General features: G+C 68.1%; 18 protein-coding genes. 8 read left to right on the top strand and 10 right to left on the bottom strand.

Features of this window, described 5'->3' with window-relative positions; all coding sequences use genetic code 11:
• Positions 1-23: 23 nt before the first annotated feature.
• Genes ACFT2C_RS04430 through ACFT2C_RS04410 form a run of 5 tightly spaced genes read right to left on the bottom strand, consistent with a single transcriptional unit; the run spans position 24 to position 5513 of the window.
• A complete protein-coding gene (locus ACFT2C_RS04430; RefSeq protein WP_377205792.1) occupies positions 24-1067 on the bottom strand; it encodes a hypothetical protein in 1044 nt (347 codons plus the stop codon).
• Positions 1067-2104 (bottom strand): hypothetical protein, encoded by a 1038-nt coding sequence (locus ACFT2C_RS04425; RefSeq protein ID WP_377205791.1) that lies wholly within the window; start codon positions 2102-2104, stop codon positions 1067-1069. Before ACFT2C_RS04425 ends, ACFT2C_RS04430 begins: the two co-directional genes overlap by 1 nt.
• A 31-nt stretch (positions 2105-2135) precedes the next feature.
• Complete coding sequence (locus ACFT2C_RS04420) at positions 2136-3089, bottom strand: hypothetical protein (RefSeq protein ID WP_377205790.1); 954 nt, start codon at positions 3087-3089, stop codon at positions 2136-2138.
• Positions 3089-4564 carry a coproporphyrinogen-III oxidase family protein gene (locus ACFT2C_RS04415; protein WP_377205789.1) on the bottom strand — a complete coding sequence of 492 codons (1476 nt, stop codon included), beginning with the start codon at positions 4562-4564 and terminating at the stop codon, positions 3089-3091. Before ACFT2C_RS04415 ends, ACFT2C_RS04420 begins: the two co-directional genes overlap by 1 nt.
• Positions 4545-5513 (bottom strand): LLM class flavin-dependent oxidoreductase, encoded by a 969-nt coding sequence (locus ACFT2C_RS04410; protein ID WP_377205788.1) that lies wholly within the window; start codon positions 5511-5513, stop codon positions 4545-4547. The genes ACFT2C_RS04415 and ACFT2C_RS04410 overlap by 20 nt, the downstream gene beginning before the upstream one ends.
• Positions 5514-5849: 336 nt before the next feature.
• On the opposite strand from ACFT2C_RS04410, the gene ACFT2C_RS04405 reads away from it, so the two are divergent.
• Complete coding sequence (locus tag ACFT2C_RS04405) at positions 5850-6866, top strand: phosphotransferase (RefSeq protein WP_377205787.1); 1017 nt, start codon at positions 5850-5852, stop codon at positions 6864-6866.
• A 19-nt stretch (positions 6867-6885) separates the two neighbouring features.
• Here ACFT2C_RS04405 and ACFT2C_RS04400 read toward each other — a convergent pair whose 3' ends face one another.
• Both ACFT2C_RS04400 and ACFT2C_RS04395 read right to left on the bottom strand, forming a co-directional pair.
• Positions 6886-7326, bottom strand: a complete 441-nt coding sequence (locus ACFT2C_RS04400; RefSeq protein WP_377205786.1) for a multiprotein-bridging factor 1 family protein — start codon at positions 7324-7326, stop codon at positions 6886-6888.
• Complete coding sequence (locus tag ACFT2C_RS04395) at positions 7326-7712, bottom strand: hypothetical protein (RefSeq protein WP_377205785.1); 387 nt, start codon at positions 7710-7712, stop codon at positions 7326-7328. The genes ACFT2C_RS04400 and ACFT2C_RS04395 overlap by 1 nt, the downstream gene beginning before the upstream one ends.
• 227 nt (positions 7713-7939) lie before the next feature.
• Between ACFT2C_RS04395 and ACFT2C_RS04390 the strand changes: the two genes are divergently transcribed.
• Complete coding sequence (locus ACFT2C_RS04390; protein ID WP_377205784.1) at positions 7940-8095, top strand: hypothetical protein; 156 nt, start codon at positions 7940-7942, stop codon at positions 8093-8095.
• A gap of 418 nt (positions 8096-8513) precedes the next feature.
• A complete protein-coding gene (locus ACFT2C_RS04385) occupies positions 8514-9047 on the top strand; it encodes a flavoprotein (RefSeq protein ID WP_377205783.1) in 534 nt (177 codons plus the stop codon).
• Between the two features lie 6 nt (positions 9048-9053).
• On the opposite strand, the gene ACFT2C_RS04380 is transcribed toward ACFT2C_RS04385, so the two are convergent.
• From ACFT2C_RS04380 to ACFT2C_RS04370, 3 genes are all read right to left on the bottom strand, one after another.
• Positions 9054-10256: a helix-turn-helix domain-containing protein gene (locus ACFT2C_RS04380; protein WP_377205782.1), complete on the bottom strand. Its 1203-nt coding sequence runs from the start codon at positions 10254-10256 to the stop codon at positions 9054-9056.
• A gap of 100 nt (positions 10257-10356) precedes the next feature.
• A complete protein-coding gene (locus tag ACFT2C_RS04375; protein ID WP_377205781.1) occupies positions 10357-11547 on the bottom strand; it encodes a helix-turn-helix domain-containing protein in 1191 nt (396 codons plus the stop codon).
• A gap of 41 nt (positions 11548-11588) precedes the next feature.
• On the bottom strand, positions 11589-12422 hold the full coding sequence (locus ACFT2C_RS04370) for an NAD-dependent epimerase/dehydratase family protein (RefSeq protein ID WP_377205780.1): 834 nt from the start codon (positions 12420-12422) through the stop codon (positions 11589-11591).
• A 922-nt stretch (positions 12423-13344) separates the two neighbouring features.
• Here ACFT2C_RS04370 and ACFT2C_RS04365 point away from each other — a divergent pair.
• From ACFT2C_RS04365 to ACFT2C_RS04345, 5 genes are all read left to right on the top strand, one after another.
• Positions 13345-14496 (top strand): HAD family hydrolase, encoded by a 1152-nt coding sequence (locus tag ACFT2C_RS04365; protein ID WP_377205779.1) that lies wholly within the window; start codon positions 13345-13347, stop codon positions 14494-14496.
• 56 nt (positions 14497-14552) lie between these two features.
• On the top strand, positions 14553-15965 hold the full coding sequence (locus ACFT2C_RS04360; protein WP_377205778.1) for a hypothetical protein: 1413 nt from the start codon (positions 14553-14555) through the stop codon (positions 15963-15965).
• A gap of 8 nt (positions 15966-15973) precedes the next feature.
• Positions 15974-16654, top strand: coding sequence for a 2'-5' RNA ligase family protein (locus tag ACFT2C_RS04355; protein ID WP_377205777.1), 681 nt, complete (start codon positions 15974-15976; stop codon positions 16652-16654).
• Positions 16655-17049: 395 nt separating this feature from the next.
• A complete protein-coding gene (locus tag ACFT2C_RS04350) occupies positions 17050-17379 on the top strand; it encodes a hypothetical protein (protein WP_377205776.1) in 330 nt (109 codons plus the stop codon).
• Positions 17380-17387: 8 nt separating this feature from the next.
• Entirely contained in the window at positions 17388-17726 is a 339-nt protein-coding gene (locus tag ACFT2C_RS04345) for a hypothetical protein (protein ID WP_377205775.1), read from the top strand.
• Positions 17727-17761: the final 35 nt, after the last annotated feature.

Here is a 17761-nt window from a genome sequence, read left to right as displayed (position 1 = left end):
ATTGTCCGAAAGGCGAAGGCGCCTCATGCTGTCGTCGCCCACAGCTCGGCGTACGTCAGCAGGGTTTCGGCGTACCGCTGGCGGGCCTTTTGCCATGGTCGCGGGTCGCTGTCGCGGGCCTGGAAGCTGCGTCGGGCCTCGCTGACGGCGTCGGCGGTCCAGTCGCTGGCCAGCTCCATCATCTTGAGCAGGACGCCAGGGTGGGTGCGGTCGTCGCCGACGATCTTGTGCCGGATCGCGTCCAGGGGTTCGCCGAGGTTGATCGCGGAGTCGGGGATGCTCTTGGACATCTTCGGATAGCCGGCCAGGCCGGGAACTACGTCGAGGAAGACGGCGGCTGCTGCGGTGTCCGCCGGGAACAGCTGGCCGGGGTAGCGTTCGGCCGCCCGGGAGAGGACGAGCCGCGCAAGATCGGCGAAGTAATGCTCCTCGACGCCGGCGACCATGAGGACCCGGCTGTATCCCGCGCGGAGCGGGCCGAGGATGTCTGCGATGGTGTACAGGCCGTCGACCATGATGCCGAGCATCGATCCGCGCAGGCCGAGGTCCTGGTACAGCTCGTCGAGCGATTCGCGGTTGGCGCGAAAGTCGGCCTCGGTGAGCAGCTTGGCGATGAGCCCGGCCAGCACGAGGTTGTCGTGGTCCTGGTGGCCGCGCAGGGTGGTCGTGTCGCCGTTGAAGCCGACCGCCGTCAGGAAGCGCAGGATGCGGTCGCGAAGATGCTCAAGTGTGGGCCAGTCGACGTTGCGAGAGTTCCACGCGCCCAGGTCGGACACGATCAGCGTGGCGGGTAGCCGTGTGCGGTTCTGGAGCTGTTTGGTGGCCAGCATCGCGGACAGGGTGCCCACGGTGGGCGCGTTAGTGGGGCCGTACCCGGTGACGATCATGCTCTGCGTCGGCGGAACCTCGCTGAGCCGGTCGGCGGCGACGTGGCCGACGAACCGGGCCTGCAGGAAGTCGGTGTCTGCGCAGGCGGCTACGCGCAGATCTGCGCCGATGGGCGCAGTTCCTTCGGGGAGGAACCCGTCGAAGGTGGCCGGGTGGCTGGTGCCGGTGGCGGGGTTCATCAGGCGTGGGCCTCCATGCTGGCGTGGCGGATGTCGTTCAGGCGGTGCGTCGCGTCGCCGGATGCGATGTATTCGCGGCAGGCCGTCTCGGCGTCGGCCATTGCCATGCCGGTCAGCGAGAGCATCAGCGCGGCGTTGGCGACGACCAGGTCCACCGCGAGCTCCGGCGCGTCGTCGGCGAGGACGGCTTCGACGAATGTCGCAGCCGCCGTGGGGCTGGGCGGCTGGCGCAGGCGGGCGAGGTCATCGGGCAGGCCGTGGTCGGTGACTGCCGTTTCGGTGTCGGGGCCGTTGACGGTGGTGACGTGCGTGATGCCGAATGGCGCGTGTTCGTCGATGTTTCCCAGGGCCCCGACCTGTGTGCAGGCCACGGCAGCGCGGGCCGGGCCGATCATGCTGATGATGGAGGCTGCCAGAGCGGTGTTTGGCTCGGCGATGCCGAAGACGAGCGCGTCGAGTGCGACCGGCACGAACAGCCAGGGTGTGACGTGGCTGAGCGGGTGCAGGTGATGAAACCGTCCTTCGTAGCGTGGACCGTAGCTCTGGGCGACGAGGTGGTAGTCGAACACGCAGAACCCGGTCCGGTCGGCGTGCTCGGCCATCTCGTCGAAGGATCGGGGCAGGCGGATACCCAGGTGCTCTAGGACTTCGGCTGCGCCGGTGTTTGCCGACGTGGCACGACCGGCGGGTTTGACGACGGCGACTCCGGGGTGGCAGGCCGCCACCAGCGCCGCGGCGGTGCTGACGTTGAACGTCTTGAAGGTCTCCTTGCCGCTGCCGGTGATGGCGACCACCTGGTCGACGTTTGCCAGCTGGATCGGAGTTGAGAGCTGCCTGGCCAGCGCCGGGTCGTAGGACAGGATGGCGTCGATCAAGCCGAGCACTTCGTCGGGCTGAGGGCCGCCGGCGTGGGTGTGCACGCCAGCCAGCAGCGCTCCCCACGCGACGTCCGCGCCCGTGTAGTCCCCGGCCAGGATTGGCAGGAAGGCGTCGCGTGCCTCGGTCCGGGTCAGGTGGCCGCCGGCCTGTACGCGCATGATGGCCTCGGCGGTGAAGGCGGCAGAGGATCTAGACAAGGGTGGCCCGCCGATCGGCGATGTCGGCGGGCACGAGCCACCAGGAGCCCAGTTCGTCGTCGTTGTGGCGTGCGACGAGCTGCCCCGGCGTGGACGCGGCGAGATAGGAGCTGCTGGGAATGGCCGCCGCGTAGTGCTCGATGACGGTCGAGCCAAGTGCGGCCTTGGCCAATGACACCGCCCGCCCGCCCAGCATCTTGCCCGCTGTCGGTGCCGCGATCAGTGCCCGAGCTGTGTGGTCACCCAGCGTCCCGGCCCGGTTCCGGGTTCCGAGCACCTGGCCCAGTGGTTGCTCGCAGGCGGCCAGGACCATGTGTCTGCCCGCAGCGGTGCCGTCACTCAGTAATGACGCCAACGTGTGCGCGAAGATTTCCCCGGCGGTGACGGGGATCGGCTGAGCTGCGATGCACGGCGACAACCGGCAGAGCATGCGTAGGGTTCGATCGGCTTTGGCTCCGACGGCGCGTGGCACGATCGCTACGGTGAGCACGGTCACTCTCCCGTCCGCGTTCGCCGCCCGGCGGGCGGCGATCTTCCCGGCTACATACGCCGACAGCGGTGGTCTGCTTGCTTCGCCAATGCTGCCCAGATGAACCATGAGCGGTTCGCCGCCGATCGCCTCGGTGACTGCTCGCATGACCTCGACGCCGGCGCGGGAGCTTGCTTCGGCTTGCCGTGCCTCCGGTTCGCGGCCGGTGACTAGATTGATCACGGCGGTGATCGGGGGCCATCCGGCGGTGACCGAGCGCCAGGAGGCGGGCTTCGACCAGCGTGGGTCGGTGACGTCGACAGCGGCTGCACACTGGGGAGTGCCTGTGCGGGTGATGCCGAGAGTCGGGAACCCGAGCCGGGGCAGCGTGTCGGTCAGTATGTGGCCGAGCCGTCCGGCTGCGCCGAGAACCACGATGCTCGGTGCCGCGTTCGTGGCGTGGACGGTCGCGCTCATCAACGGGCTCCGGGGATGCTGAATTGGTCGCGGCCGAGCGGCGAGAAGTCGTACTGCTCGATCGGGCTGTGCCGGCGGTCCGGCAGCTCACGGTTGGTCTGCTCGACGCGGGTTAGCACGGCCTGGCTGGCGAACAGTGAGCTGATCGTGTCGACGCAGTACGCGCCGATCGCCGTGGTCGTCCACACTCCGGCCGCCAGCTCCAGCAGGCCTCGGTCGCGAAGCTCGTGCAGGACCGGGAACCGGTGTTCGGGCAGCTGCCCGAACCGCGTTTGGAATGCCTGGCGGTCGACGCCGGCCGAACGCAGCCCGAACATGACCGCCCGCCGGGACAGCTCGTCGTCGTCGAGCGTTGTGCCGCGCCAGACCGGCATCTGTCCGTCCTCGACGGCGGCGATGTAGCTGTCGATGTCGCAGAGGTTGTAGTACTGGGTGGAGCCCAGGTACCCGAATGCGCTGACGCCCAGCCCCAGCAGGTTGACGTCGTCGATCGCGTCGAACTTCAACTCCTGCTGCTGCGAATGGTGCTCGGCGCGCGAGTAGTACAAGACCGGCCCGCGGTGAAAGCCCTTCGCGCTCAGCAGTGCTTCGGCATGTACGTGCGCGGCCAGCCGCTGCCGCGCGTCGGGGAAGCGTTCGGGATGGCGTTCGTACAGCCGACTGATCGGATCGGTGATCTTGAAGAAGAGGGGGAAGATGTTGAACTTGCTGACTCCCGCGTCGAGCAGCCGGGTCAACGTCTGCGACCAGCTGGCAAGGGTCTCGTCGGGCAGCCCGTACATCAGGTCGACCGACACGTTGGTCATGCCCTCGTCGCGCAGAAGCTGGAGAAGATCAAAGACCTGTTGCCCGTCGTGTCCCCGGTTGAGGATCTTCAGCACGCCGTCGTCGAGGCTCTGCACGCCGAACGCGATCCGGTTGACCCCCGCCTCGCGCATCGCCGCGAGCTTGTCACGGGCCAAGTCGGGGTCCCGCACGATTTGCGGGTGCAGCTCGAAGGTGAACTCGGTGGCGGCGTCGATGACGAAGTTGTCGTGCAGCGCGGCGAACAGCATCCGCATCTCCGCCGCAGTCAGTGTCGATGGCGTCCCGCCACCGAAGTACACCGAGCGAGCCCGCCGCCGCGCGCCGAGCACGGACGCTGCCTGGCGCATCTCGGCCACGAGAGCCTGCAGGTAGGCGGCCACCCGGTCCTGTCCGGGCTTGATCTCCTTGGCGAAGTGGCAGAACGTGCACTTCTGCCGACAGAACGGGATGTGGACGTAGACGTTCAGCTCGTCGGTGACGTCGGCGAACACCGCTGCGGCCTCGACGGGCTGCATCGCCTTCAGCGGCGGGTAGGTGCCCGTCAGATAGGTCCCGGTGGGCGAGGGCAGGTACTCCGCCAGGCCCGAGGAGAGGGCCACGTCTGCATACTGCTCGGCGTCGTCCCGCGACAACGAGCGCGTCAAGGTCTCAAGATCCAGGTCGGTCATTTATCGCTCCCATCGGTGCCGCGACCGTGTCCACTTCAGCCAGCAACGGCTTGACTTCCGCCGCGAACCGCCGCATCGACTGGCGGGTCATCTCCAATGGCGCAGCGCCCAGACCGAAAACACCCACCACCTCTGTCGCGCCGGCTGTCTGCGCGAGCGAGGTCAGTTCCTGCAGGCACACCTCCGGCGGGCCGAACACGCAAAAGCCCGCCAGAACCTCGTCCACCGGCCTCACTGGCTGCTCTGGTTGCAGCGCCGCAGCCTGATCGCGGTACCAGGTGACATAGGGCAGCATCTCCGCCCGTGCCTGCTCGACCGTGTCGGCGACATGGACCGCGCGGAACACGGCTATCGGCTGCTGACCGGCATGCTGTGCCTGCCACAGGAGCCGCGACTGGGAGCCGATATCGGTCAGCCGGCCGCCCGAGCCCGCCAGCAGCAGCCCCCAGCCGTGATCGGCGGCGAACTGGAGAGTGGCCGGGTTGCCGGTCGTAGCCAGCCACAGCCCTTGCCTGTCTGGAAGCAGTTGTGTCGCATGCGTCCCGAACTGTTCGAGGTTGCGGTCGAAGACCTGTGCCGCCGAGTCCTTTGGCACACCGAACAACGCAAGGTCGCTGGCCGCAAAACCGCGACCGATGCCGAGTTGGAGCCGCCCCCCTGACAGCTGCGCGACCAGAGCACCGCGTTCGGCCACCGCGACCGGATGCTGAACCGTCAGGTTCGACACGGCGGTCCCGAGACCGATCGATCGGGTCACCCCGGCGGCGTACGCGGCCAGCGTCAGCGGATCGGTGCACAGATTCCACGGTGTGCCGTGGTGCTCTGCGAACCAGACCGCATCGAAGGCAAGCTCGTCGGCGAGCTGCGTGAGTTCCATGGTCTTCTCAATGACGCCGGCGGGCGCCTCACCTTCGCGGCGCGAGGCGAAAAGCTGCACGCTGACCTTCATCGCCGTACCCCGCAGCGGCTCGCCCCGGCGAAGGACGACCGCGCCCGAGATCGAGTCGAGTGTGCGACGCAACGGACCGGCGCCGCGCCTATGTCGCCCGCTTCATCCATCAGTGCTGGTCGTCGTACCTTGATCAGAGTCATGAGCCTATTTGCGCAATTTGTGCAGCGCCAGTCCATGACATCGATACAGACAGCCCTCGCTGTCTCATTCACCGGACTGACCGGCGGATTCACTGTGGGCCAGGCTCGATCTGGAACGGTGCGGCAACACCGACAGGCTGACCGGCGCGCCCTTACGACCCCGCGGACACAGCAGGGAGAGACCCCTACACCGATGACGAACGCCGACGAGGAAGCCCTTCAGCAAGCCCTGAGCCTCACCCGACGCACCGGCCTCATCCTCCGCGACCCGACCCCTCTGGACGGCGGTGCCACCGCACAATGCTGGACTGCGGCGATCACGTCCACCCAGCGCGTCGTGCTGAAGATCCAGGCGGGCGTCGACGACTTCCCCACCGTCGCCGAGAACATGGAAACGTTACGCGCACTGGCGCCGGACCTGCTGCCGCTCCCGAGACTGCTGGATTACGGCCTGCTGCCCGATTACGGGTGGTACACGGTGGCGCACGTCCTCCCCGGTAAACGTGCGCCGTCCCTGACACCTGCCCGGCTCGAAAGCGTGCTGTCGCTCAACCGGCGTCAAACACACCAGCGGCCAGCACGCGGCGTGGACTGGCCCGCACGGCTGCGCGATGCCCTCGACCCCGATGGCAGAGCCTGGACCAGGCTGGCCGCGTCCGGCAGCCACGGACAGGCGCTGCGCGATCTGGTCTTCGCCCGCCCGCCAGGGCCATGGGAGCTCGAGACGCGCGATCTCGTGTTGGGCGATCTCAACCTGCGCAACGTCCTGTTCGACGAAAACGGCGGCGATGCGGTCTCCGGGCTGGTCGACGTCGAGACGACGCTCGGCTTCGGCTGTCGATCCGTCGATCTTGCACCGCTGCTAGTGGACTGGCACCGCGCAGACATTCGCGCACGAGTCGACCCCGCGGCACCATTGCCCTGTCCGGCAGTTGCCGAACTGCTCAGACGAGAGATCGAGTCCATCGGTGGGCGGGCGCTGCTCACATGCGTGGTGACCCACCGCCTGGCGGAGGGAGCCAACTGGGCCCTCGATCATGGCCTGGTGTGGCAAATGCCGTACTGGTGCGCAGCTGCCCAGGATGTGCTCAGGCCGGAGGGCGACCGAACATCCCAGCCGTCCCCTGGCGGCGCAACAACGAGGTCAGGGCACACTCTCGCGGGGCCGGCGGCGAGGAGCACTGTGTGGCCCGACGCGTGCAGATGGTAGATGTTCTTCGAGTGAGTCTTCAGGGTCCGCTTGGTGGCCCCGCGGTAGCGAGCACGAAGTCGATCCGGTCGAGCACGTCCGGCATTAGCTCGCTCGTCTCGGTGGGTACTTGAGTAATCTCTGCGGTCAACAGTCGGCGCAGCGCTCGGGCTTCCGGCTCACTGAGGATGACCGGTCGATCTACCGGTGTCTCGTGTCGTGTCCGCTCCGCCAACGCCAACTGGTATAGCCGAGTAAGCGCGCCGTCCGTATTCAGCACGTCATCACAGCGCCTGGCGAAGTCGGCCGACGGAAAACGCCGTGCCAGCTCCACCTTGTTCACCATGCTCACGGTGGCGAAGATCTTCTGCCCCAACTGCTCCTGCGAAAGCCCGACGGCGAGCCGGCGCACACGCAACTCCGCGCCGAAGAAGTGACGCGCAGAGGCATATGGACTCAGTTCCGACAGCGGGGCGGCCACTAGCGCGCCCCGAGCGCAAGGGCCGGGCTGCGCATGAACTGCGCAAACCCGAACCAGCCGGATGAGTACGGCACCTGTGCTCCGATCGCCGCTGCTGGCCCATCGCAGCCGACGCAACGGCTGCGGGCATTGGGGTTGAGCGTCGCGGCAGCGCCGCCATTACGGAAGTAGCCGCCGACGGCGTCGTCCGCGTCGATCCGCTCCATGCCTGCGACGTGCACACTGTTGAGGAAGAGGTCTTCGCTCAGTGTGAACGGAAAGTCGGTCACGTTGAGCGAGACGATCGCCATACACGCCGGGTCCGGCGCACTGTCGAGCCGGACCCGAGCGCGGTGCCGCGGGACGGTGCTGGAGATGCCGAACAGGTTGACCGCGATCAGGACCACGTCCTCACGTGGGACACCTGTCGTGTCGGACAGTCTCTCGACGGCGCCGATGGTGAGGCGCTGCGCCTCGACGCCCTGCTTAGTGGTGTGCAAAGTACTCGCCCTTCGGTTCGGGTGGAACGGATGTGAGCGGCGCTTGCTGGACGACCTTTCGTGTGGCGGTTTCCGAGCCCGGCATTACGGTGCAGGACCCTCTGACTTCCCCGTCGCTGGTCCCACGACAACGCATGCGGCTCCGAGCGGCGTTCGTTGAGCAGGTTGCGGGCTACGGCCGTCGCGGCCTCGGCGGGTACGAGGACGAGCTTCGCCTCAAGCCGACGGACCGCATCGATGACCTGGCTGATGGTGAGTGCCTCACGGTCATCCGGCAGCACCTCAGCTAGGGCGAGCCCTTCCGCCTTGGCGTGGCTCGCCACGGTTTCCTCTTGCCGGGCAAGTGCACTCTTGTTGGCAGCAGCGAGGTAGCCGATGTCGACCGGGGCAGGAACGTTCACCTCGTCGCGCCTGACTGACGTCGAAAGACGTAGACGCGGACGCCCACGACCGTGTCTTCGGGCTGTGATCCGATCCTCGTCATCGGTCCCCCTGATCTTGTGGGCAGAACAGCCTGCCTGGTCGCGGCCTGCCGGTGCCGGCCCGCAACAAACGATCGTCGCCACGGTGTGCCCAGGAGTGACACATTCATGTGTCACCTGGGAAAAGACCCGTCGAACGGAGCGAGCGTCGTGACGTCTCCGACCCCCGTATGCGATGTCGAGGCGGCCTCGGCTCACATGCCCGTGACCCGATAAGGTCGCCACTATGAGCGCCGGTGTGTTGTACCTGGTGGTGTGTGCGGCCGGGGCGACTCGGCAGGTACCCTCGCGCTTCCTCCCGCTGATTGCGGAACGGGGTTGGGACGTCCACGTGCTCGCGACCGAGCGAGCTGCGTCGGCGTTTCCGGTGACCATGGCGGAGATCGCCGATGTGACCGGCCGGCCCGTGCGGACGGAATTCCATACTGCGGTCGGATACTCGCTGCCCGATCCCGACGCCGTGATCGTGGCGCCGGCGACGTACAACACGATCACGAAGTGGGCGCTCGGCATTGCCGACACCTACGTCCTGACCCGGCTCATCGAGCAGACCGGGCGCGGGGTGCCGATCGCCGTCGGCCCGTACATCAACGTCGCCTTCGCGAAGCACCCGACCTACGACGGATCGCTTGAAACGCTACGCCGTTGGGGCACTCAGGTCGTCATCGGTCCTGACGAACCGCACCAGTCCGGCGTCGGCGCCGCGAACACGTTCCCTTGGATCAGTCTGCTGGACGCTGTCGACCCCGGCGAGAACTGATCGGTGTCAGTTCACGGTCATCCAGGCGGTGAACCGAGCCAAGGGTTCGTTCGTGTGCCGGTGGGCACGCACGAGCATGCGAGTCACCTCACGTGTCGTCGGGTGGTGGCGAGTCTGCTGGGGCGCCAGCTCCCGGGAGCGCTGGAGGCACGCAAGCGACGCGTCGTACCTCCCTTGCCAGAGGTAAGCGCGCGCGAGGTCCATGAAGTGGTGAGCCGTCCGAGTGCGTGCGAACGTTGCGGGCACATCGAGGCCCTCGGCGAGCGTCAAGGCCCGTGGCCCGTCGCCGAGCTCGATGGCGGTCGCGACGTCGTGGAAGCCGGTGTTGGTCGGTCCGAACGCCAGGTTGCGCCACAGGTGGTCCGTGTCCTGTGGGAGCCGGTCGGTGATGGCACGGGCCTCAGTGATGTGCTGCGCGGCCAGGTCTGCATCGCCAGCGCGTGCGGCAAGGATCGCCGAGCGGAGGTGGAGGGATCCGGTCATCCGTAGCGCGTCAGCGTCGGTGCCCTCGGTGGCGAGGTCCGCTCGAGCACGTTCGGTCAGACGAAGCCCGACGTCGTAGGTGCCGTACCGGAGCATTGAGGAGGTCCGGGTGTGCACGGCGAGCGCCGCGACGAGCGGGCTGCCCCATCTGTCCCCCACCCAGGTGATCCGGGCCGCGGTGATTGTGGCAAGGTCGTCGTACCCGGTCGCGTGCAGGATGGACAGGGCCGGGTGAAGGACTGTCGCGGCTGCGTCGTGGAGGGTCTCCTGTTCGCTCGGAACGTCGGTCGCGTACAGGGCCGCGGTGATCTCCAGCAGCACAGCGGGGATCCGGCTCAGGGCTTCGACGTTCCGGTCTGCCTGGCGCAGGTGGGCGATCGCGACGGCCTCGATTATCAGCTGGTCCGCGGGTCTTGTCGGGGTCTCCAGATCGGGCGGCAGGTCCCAGTAGTTCAGCATGGCGCGCACCGCTGGAATCAGTTCGTGGATACGGTCGCGTCCAGGCCCCTCGCGGTCGTACGGCTGACCGTTCAGCACCGTGACGTCGACCCCGAGCGGTTTGGCGACCGCGGCGACCAGAACCGGTGTCGCGTCGCGAGCTCCCTGCTCGATCTTGCGCAGCAACGACACGGAAACCGACGCCTTCTGCGCCAGGGCTATCTGCGTCAGACCGCGCTGCTTGCGGTAGAACGCGATCCTCCGGCCGATCGAGTCCTCGTCTTCCATGCTTTCCGTCCTCATCGGGTGCCCTTACCCCTCCGAGTCTCGACCCACTGCACGACGCCGAGTGACACGCTTCTGTGTCACGTGCGGTCGCGCGATCCGGTCACACGACGCCGATCCAGGTGGAGAACCGTGCCAGGGGCTCGTTCGTGTGGCGGTGGGCGCGCACGAGCATGCGCGTGACTTCGTGGGTCGTGGGGTGGTGGCGGGTCTGCTGGGGCGCAAGCTCGCGGGCCTTGTTCAAGCTCGCGAGCGATCTGTCGTATTGGCCCTGCCAGAGGAACGCACGCGACAGGTCCATGTAGTGGTGTCCGGCACGGATCGCGGGTACGGCACCGGCCAGTCTGAGGGGCTCGGCACGCTGCAGGGCAGTTGGGCCGTCACCGAGCTCGACTGCGGCGGCGACGTCGTGGATGCCAGTGTTTCCCGGTCCGAAGGAGAGCTGGTGCCAACCGCCGTTGCTATCTGTCCCGAGCCGGGCCGATAGGTCTCGCGCCTCGACCAGGTGGGCTTCAACCTTCGCGGCGTCACCTGCTCTGGCCGCGAGAATCGATGAACGCAGGTGGAGGGCGCCAGCGACCGTGGTTGCGTCCGGCTGGGCCGGGTCGATGCCGTCCAGGTGCGGGGCGAGCAGGTGCAGGCCGATGTCGTAGGCCCCGCTGCGCAACATTGACGTGGTCCGGGCCCAGGCTGCGAGTGCGGCCATCAGCGGGTCGCTGGATTGCTGGGCAGCCCAGGCCAGACGGTCCTCCACCACTGTCGACAGGTCCTCGTAGCCCGTCTTGTAAGTCACCGAGTGCGCCGCGAACAGCAGGACGGTCAGCGCCTCGAAATACCGCTCGCGGACCGTTCCTTCGGCGTCGTGCAGGCCGACCGTCGCTTCCTGGAGCAGCCGCGGCAGCAGGGTCGCGACTTGGAGATGCTTCCCCGCTTGGCGGAGCCGCGAGACCTCACGCGCGTCGCGGGCGAGTGCTTCCCATGAGCGTGGTGCGTACTCCGGCGTCGGGGGCAGGTCCCAGTAGGCCAGCGCTCGCCGCAACGGCGGTATCAGCGCATGAATCCTGTCTGGACGCTTCCCATCGCGGTCGTACGGCTGGCCGGTGAGCATGGTGACGTCGATCTCGAGGACGTTGGCGATCGCGGCAACCAGCACAGGCGTCGCGTCGCGTGAACCTTGTTCGACCTTTCGCAGGAGGGAGGTGCTGACAGCGGCGCGCTGGGCGAGCGCAACCTGTGTCAGCCCACGAGCCTTGCGATGGTCGGCGATCCGGTCGCCGATTGTCGTCTCGTCCATGGCGGCTTACCTCGATCCAAGGATTCTGGCTGTCGGAGAGCCTACGCGGTCGCGCCCGGCATTCGGAACAGCTCGGGCCACCTTCGTTCGGCCTCGGCCCGGATGCACCCGGCGAGGTCCTCCCCTGGGAGTTCCGTGAGGATGCCGGCGACGCGGGCCGGCGTCGAGTCGATGCGGTAGTCGAGTGGGTCGTCCCCGGCGCCGGGGACGACGGCGGCGCCGAAGAGTTCTGCCGCCGGTCGGACCGCGCTAGTGAATGTGGCGTCCGAAGACGACACATTGAAGGTTCCGAGATGACGCTCGGCGGCAGCCGCATAAAGTGCGCGACCGGCTTGGTCACGGTGGAGCCAGCCGCGCCAGTGCGTCGGGTGCGGCACCGTGATCTGGGCTTGGTCGCTGGCCTCGTTCAGCCAGGTGGTCACCCTATCCTTGCGCAGCCCGCGCGGGTCCGGTCCATAGAGGGCACCAAACCGCAGCACCGCGGTCGCCACCCCGGCTGCCCCCAGGGCATCTTCACCGGCGGCCTTGATCCGCGCGTGCGGAGTGATGAGGCTCAGCGGCGTCCGTTCGGTGCATACATCGCCGCCCACGTTCCCGTACACCGTGCACGTGGAGACGTACGCGACGTGCGCCCTCGCCGGCAGAGCCGTGATCAGCTCGGTCAGACGAGCCGACTCATCGTGCTTCGCGCCGTCGAGAAGCCACACCACGCTCGGCTCGAATTCGCCCGGCAGCAGTGCAAGGAAATCCTGCCACGGGAGCGTGCCGGCGGAGCCGTCGCGAGACACGGTGACAGCGTCAGCCGCAATGGCCGTGACCGCCGAGCCGATGTAGCCCTGACCTCCGACGACGAACGTCGTCTCGCGCCGATTCACTCGCGATCGCACCCTCTCTTGGTCCGGACGCTCTTAGCCAGGTGTTCGGCACCGTAGCACCAACCTATCGGCTCGGTAGCGCTGTCCACGGTGTCACAGGACTGTGTCACTTTGCTCACGACCTGGCGCGATTGTCTAGGTAGCGGACCTCAGCGCGACGCATGGTCCTACGGATTTGGCACGAGGAGTAGCCCCTATGGCAATTGACCGCAACGCGACGCTGACGGCCGGTGGACTGAGCACGAAGCCGCCGCGTCAGGAGGCGACCAGGAGCCAGCCAGGCCCGCAAATGGTCGGGGCGAAGCCCGCTCGTCTCAGCTGCCGTGCGGGATGCCCGTTGGCACAGGTCGCGCCCTAGATCGCCCGACCGGTGACGTGCTGGAGAAACCGTCACCGGTCGGGTTCCCAGAAATCATGCAAGGAGGCCCGAGATGGGCACGCCAGAACCTCGACCCCCCGCTGCTATACCCGATCCGGTACCCGACCCGCGGCTACCACGCCGACCAGTATCCGGGCGACGTCCACCGCCGACGACCGATCGATTTGGTGACCTGGAGACGGGACCGACCAGCTCCTGGCGGAGACCGTTCTGGAGCAGATCTTGGTGGCGCTCGGACCCGGGCGTATCGCGCGTGCGGCGGTCGTCTGGGCGACCATGCTGGAGCTCGGTGACCTCCAGGACGGGGCGCGAGTCGCCCGCGGGCTCGGGCTGGGCCACGCGGTGGACCACTCGGCCCGAGCACGAGGCCACGGTCTGGTCGGGGCGCCCACCTGGGCGTGGAGGCCCAGGTCCAAGCCAGCCCGCGGAGCACTGCCGGGATTGTCCCGTTGCCGGCGGTCTTGCGCGCCGTGGACGAGGTCCTCGCAGGTACCGCGCCTTCGGGCGCTCAACAGCATGTGCGTCTCAGGTCAGGAGCATCGCGTGACTACACCCAGACCGACCGCCGTCGGCTACGTCAGCGCTCCCACCACCGGTGGCCTGCAGCAGCAGCGTGAACTCCTTGCTGGGTACGCCGCGCGTGAGGGCTTTGCGTTGTTACACGTTGTTGCGGACGCACGCGATGGCGTGACGCTCAGCGAACTGGTAGATCTTGCCGAGCGGCACGACGCCGTCCACGTCCTGGTGCCAGCGAGTAACCTTATGGCGGCGAGGCACCAGGCGGTCACCGATCTCCTGAAGCGGACCGACGCTGTCTGCACGGTCGTCTCCGGGTTGGCTGCCGGATTCGGCACCGTGCCTGGTCCGAGGCACGTGCGTCTGATGATCGCCCTCGACGTCGACGGGACCCTCACCGCCGAGGGTCGTCATGACGTCCCTGGCGAGACGGCGGAAGCGGTCGCGCAGGTCCGGGCCGCCGGACACGAGATCGTGATCGCCTCAGGCCGCTCTCTGGTCGGCCTCGTACCGATCATCCGCGCCCTTGAGCTGGAGACCGGCTGGATCGTGGCATCCAACGGTGCCGTCACTGCCCGTCTCGACCCACAAGCGCCCGGCGGGTACATCGTGCAGGACGCGCGCACGTTCGACATCGAGCCCGTGGCCCGGCTCGCGCTCGACCTGGTCCCCGAGGCGCGGCTCGGCGCGGAGGAGATCGGGGTGGGTTACCGCGTAACGGCGCGGTTCGGGCGCGGCCAGGTCAGCGGGGCGCAGCGGGTTGTCGGGCTCGATGAGCTGTTCGCCAAGCCCACGCCCCGTCTGATCCTCGCGGCTCCCGGCCTGGTCACTACGCTCGTGGAGCCGGTGCGTGCCCTAGGCCTGACCGCTAACACGGTCGGTGCCGACTGGATAGACGCGACGCCACCGGGCCTGTCCAAAGCGTCCGCCTTGGAGGAGATCCGCCAACGCCTGGATGTGTCGCCGGAGCGGACGGTGGCGGTGGGTGATGGTGGGAACGATCGGCCGATGTTCGAGTGGGCAGCTCGCGCCGTGGCGATGGGCAACGCGCCGGCGGCCGTCCGTGAGGCAGCCGACGAGACCACCGGGACGGTCGAAGAACAGGGCGTAGTCGACGTCCTGCAGTCCCTGCTGAATCCCCAGCTGGTAGCCCCTATCCCCGCCGAGGCGACGTCGTGAGCACCACCACCACAGCCCTGCCCGCCGCGTGCCCGGCTCGAAAGCTGGGGTAGGGGATGGCTAGGGATTCAGCGGCAGCACGTGAGCAGATCCGCGCCGAGCTCCAGGCGGTGAACGCGAGCGTGCCGCACGTCGTGGCGGAGTTACGCCGGCGTCTGGACCTGCGACCTCGGGTGGCGTGGCGGGCCGCGCTGAGCTGGCAGCAGTGGCGCCTGGTGATGGAGTACTTGGTCGCGAACCCGGGCGCCAAGCTGACCGAGTCGCGCGTGTCGGCGTTCGAGTCGTGGCCCTTTGCCGGAGCCAAGCCGCCGCTGGAGTACCTGTCCGGCCTGGCATTGACGTTCGGGCACGGGTGCACGCCCGCCGACCTGGTCGACGCCGCCGACCTGGCCCAGATGGAGCCCGCCGAACGTCACGCCGTGGCGCTGATGTCACGGGCTGGCGCGGCAGAACGAGCGGCCGAGCCTGACACGGGGCCGACGGCGGTCCTTGATCCAGAAGTGGCCGAGATCGAGCAGCAGCGGGCGTGGCTGTCCTCGATGCACGCCGACCGTCCGAAGCTCGACTACCTGGCTGACGCCGTCGGGCAGATCATCGGCCAGGTCGACCTGACCCCGGTCGCGCAGCTCGACGTGCGGGCGCGAACCTTGCGCCCCCACCTCCACCGGATGCTGCGCGAACCGCACCACCCGCCAGTTGCCCGCAGCCTCTACACGACGGCGACGTTCCTGTCCGGGGTGCAGGCGACCCTCGCGCTAGACCTCGGACACCTGGACTCGGGCCGCGCCTACGCGCGCGAGGCCTTCGACCTGGCCGAAGCGACCGGCGACCTCGACCTGATCGCATGGGCGCGGGCGGCGCAGAGCCTCGTGGAGTACTACGACGGGCAGTACCTGGACGCGCTAGCCCTGGCCGACGACGGACTTGCTCGCGCCCCGCGGGGTGTGCACGCGGTGCGGCTGGCGGTCAACGGGCGTGCGCGGGCTTTGGCGCGGATGGGCGATCGCGAAGGGGTGGAGCGCGCCGTCGACCACGGGTGGGCGGTGATCGAGGAGCATGCGAGGCCGGGGGTGGACCTGAGCGCGAGCATGGACGAGGGGATCTACTGCGAGGCGCGTACCGCTGGCAACGCGGCAACCGCCTATCTCGCCCTCGGCGACGCCGAGCGGGTTGAGCAGTACGCGACCCGCGCGTTGAAGACGTTCGACCGGCTTGGAGTGCGTTCCACGCAGGCGATGACCCGTCTCGACATCGCCACCGTTCTGCTGCAGCCGGGTTCCCGGGACCTGGAACGTGCCACCAAGCTGGTGACCGAGGTCGTGGAGATCACCGCGGCAGAGCGGAAATACCCGGTCGAGAAACGTACAGGGGAGTGGTTGGAGGCCGCTCAGCCGTGGCACGCTCTGCCTGCGGTCCGTGAAGTGCGCGAGCTCGTCGCGGCCCGCGCGCAGCCACATCGGACCGACTGAGGAGACGCATGACCGCCACGCCTGAGCAGACCAGCTTCGAGATCCGGTGGGCACGGTTCCAGGAGCTCGACAAGCTCACCGACCACTGGTGGTGGCGGCCGGGCTGGCACGTTGGGCGCAAGGCGTACACCTGGCACATCACCTTCGACAACGCGACCGCAGGCCCGCTTCACGACCTGGTCGACGAGATCCAACCGCACCTCGAGGGGCCAGGCTTGGATCCCATCCCCAAGCGGTGGCTGCACCTGACGATGCAGGGCGTCGGCTTCACCGACGAAGTCAGCGACGAGGACCTCACCGCGATAGCAGACGCCGCCACGGCACGATTGGCTCACGTCCTGGCGTTCGACATGACCCTCGGCCCTGCGGACGCCGACGCCGAGGGCACGGGACTGCTGATCACGCCATGGGCGGCCGTCGCCCAGGTCCGTGACGCGGTCCGTGCGGGCATCGGCGACGTCTGGGCGAACGTTCCCGAGGATGCCGACGGCTTCCGACCACACGTCTCCGTGGCCTACAGCAACGCGGCGCTCGAGGCAGGACTGGTCCGAGATCGGGTCGCCCGGCTGCGGGAGATTACCCCGGTGACCATCCCGATCACTTCGGTGCAGCTCATCCGGCTCAACCGTGACGAGAAGGTCTACGTCTGGGACGTCGTCAGGGACGTCCCGCTTGCCCCGGCCAGCTGACCCCCCCAGGAGGCCCGGCGCCGCTGCCCGCAGTGCGACCGTCGACCCGGGGGAACAGTCCCGGGGGTGAGGGACCACGATACGTGTGCACCACGGCACCTTTTGGTCTGTCCAGCTCCTCGTCCCTAGCGCGGATGAGGCCGGCGGGGTCATCTGGCACAGCCCGCCGGCAGGGACGACGTCGCCAATGCAGCCCGTCTCCGCTGCGCCCTGTAGTCAATGACGCCACGGAACTTCTACCTTACTGAAGCTCCGTGGCGTTCGCGCAGGTCAGAGCGCTTTCATCCCGATGCGCATATCTTCGATCTGCAGGGGGGTAACCGGGGCGGCGCCTGGCTGAGACTGGCGGCACGCAGCGCTATCGGAGCGCGCCGACAGTATCGGGGGAGCCGATCATGGCAGGCACGACAGACCGCGCCTTCCCAGAGCACCTCACTGTAGAGCCCGGCGCCATCGCTATACGCGAGGTGTTGCAGGCCGTGGCACAGATCCTGGAGCTGGGCAACATCGAGCGGGTGGCCAGCCTCTCGATCAAGGGAGACTCCGTTGCGATCCAGCCCTCCAAGCTCGACGACGGCGAGCACATCGCCCGCGCTCTCGGCATGACCGCAGCCCTAGACCACCCCACGGCACTACCCCCGATCACCGACTGGTCTGGCGACGTCGCCGGGCTCGAAGTCCACGTCCGCGCCGCGCTGCGAACCTCGGCCGGGCAGGAATGGTGAGTCCGACCATGAGCCCTGATGACGCGATGGCCGCCCTCGCCGTCCTGGGCGGCGGGACACTGGTCGACCTCGCTGGGGTGATCCTCCTGCCCGGTGCTATCGATCTGGGCGACGGCGACCTCGCCGACGCCCGCGTACTGACCGTGGTGGCCGCAGACGTCATCAGCGCCCGCCTGCTGGCCACCGACCTCAACCTGCGCCGCGGACCAGGCGGGACGACTTGGACCGGATTGGTCCACGGCCCTCGCGGATCGTCCATTCCGATCCAGTGCCGCGTCACCGTCCAGACGCCACCGGAGCTCGCCGCGATCCTTGGCGCTGCCCCAGGCCGTCAAGGAGACCGGTGATGGGGCCCTCTCCCACGAGCACCCTCCAGTTGTCG

The sequence above is a fragment of the Promicromonospora sp. NPDC057138 genome (assembly GCF_042670845.1).
Taxonomy (GTDB): Bacteria; Actinomycetota; Actinomycetes; order Actinomycetales; family Cellulomonadaceae; genus Promicromonospora.
The sequence above is the reverse complement of the archived record's forward strand: the minus strand, read 5'-3'. Positions and strand labels throughout refer to the sequence as shown.

What these genes read in the sequence shown, in the direction of transcription:
- ACFT2C_RS04385 (WP_377205783.1), top strand. Translation starts at nt 8,514, where the DNA reads ATGAGCGCCGGTGTGTTGTACCTGGTGGTGTGTGCGGCCGGGGCGACT.
- ACFT2C_RS04410 (WP_377205788.1), bottom strand. Translation starts at nt 5,513, where the DNA reads ATGAAGGTCAGCGTGCAGCTTTTCGCCTCGCGCCGCGAAGGTGAGGCG.
- ACFT2C_RS04430 (WP_377205792.1), bottom strand. Translation starts at nt 1,067, where the DNA reads ATGAACCCCGCCACCGGCACCAGCCACCCGGCCACCTTCGACGGGTTC.
- ACFT2C_RS04375 (WP_377205781.1), bottom strand. Translation starts at nt 11,547, where the DNA reads ATGGACGAGACGACAATCGGCGACCGGATCGCCGACCATCGCAAGGCT.
- ACFT2C_RS04360 (WP_377205778.1), top strand. Translation starts at nt 14,553, where the DNA reads ATGGCTAGGGATTCAGCGGCAGCACGTGAGCAGATCCGCGCCGAGCTC.
- ACFT2C_RS04425 (WP_377205791.1), bottom strand. Translation starts at nt 2,104, where the DNA reads ATGCGCGTACAGGCCGGCGGCCACCTGACCCGGACCGAGGCACGCGAC.
- ACFT2C_RS04405 (WP_377205787.1), top strand. Translation starts at nt 5,850, where the DNA reads ATGACGAACGCCGACGAGGAAGCCCTTCAGCAAGCCCTGAGCCTCACC.
- ACFT2C_RS04390 (WP_377205784.1), top strand. Translation starts at nt 7,940, where the DNA reads ATGCGGCTCCGAGCGGCGTTCGTTGAGCAGGTTGCGGGCTACGGCCGT.
- ACFT2C_RS04355 (WP_377205777.1), top strand. Translation starts at nt 15,974, where the DNA reads ATGACCGCCACGCCTGAGCAGACCAGCTTCGAGATCCGGTGGGCACGG.
- ACFT2C_RS04350 (WP_377205776.1), top strand. Translation starts at nt 17,050, where the DNA reads ATGGCAGGCACGACAGACCGCGCCTTCCCAGAGCACCTCACTGTAGAG.
- ACFT2C_RS04345 (WP_377205775.1), top strand. Translation starts at nt 17,388, where the DNA reads ATGAGCCCTGATGACGCGATGGCCGCCCTCGCCGTCCTGGGCGGCGGG.
- ACFT2C_RS04380 (WP_377205782.1), bottom strand. Translation starts at nt 10,256, where the DNA reads ATGGAAGACGAGGACTCGATCGGCCGGAGGATCGCGTTCTACCGCAAG.
- ACFT2C_RS04420 (WP_377205790.1), bottom strand. Translation starts at nt 3,089, where the DNA reads ATGAGCGCGACCGTCCACGCCACGAACGCGGCACCGAGCATCGTGGTT.
- ACFT2C_RS04415 (WP_377205789.1), bottom strand. Translation starts at nt 4,564, where the DNA reads ATGACCGACCTGGATCTTGAGACCTTGACGCGCTCGTTGTCGCGGGAC.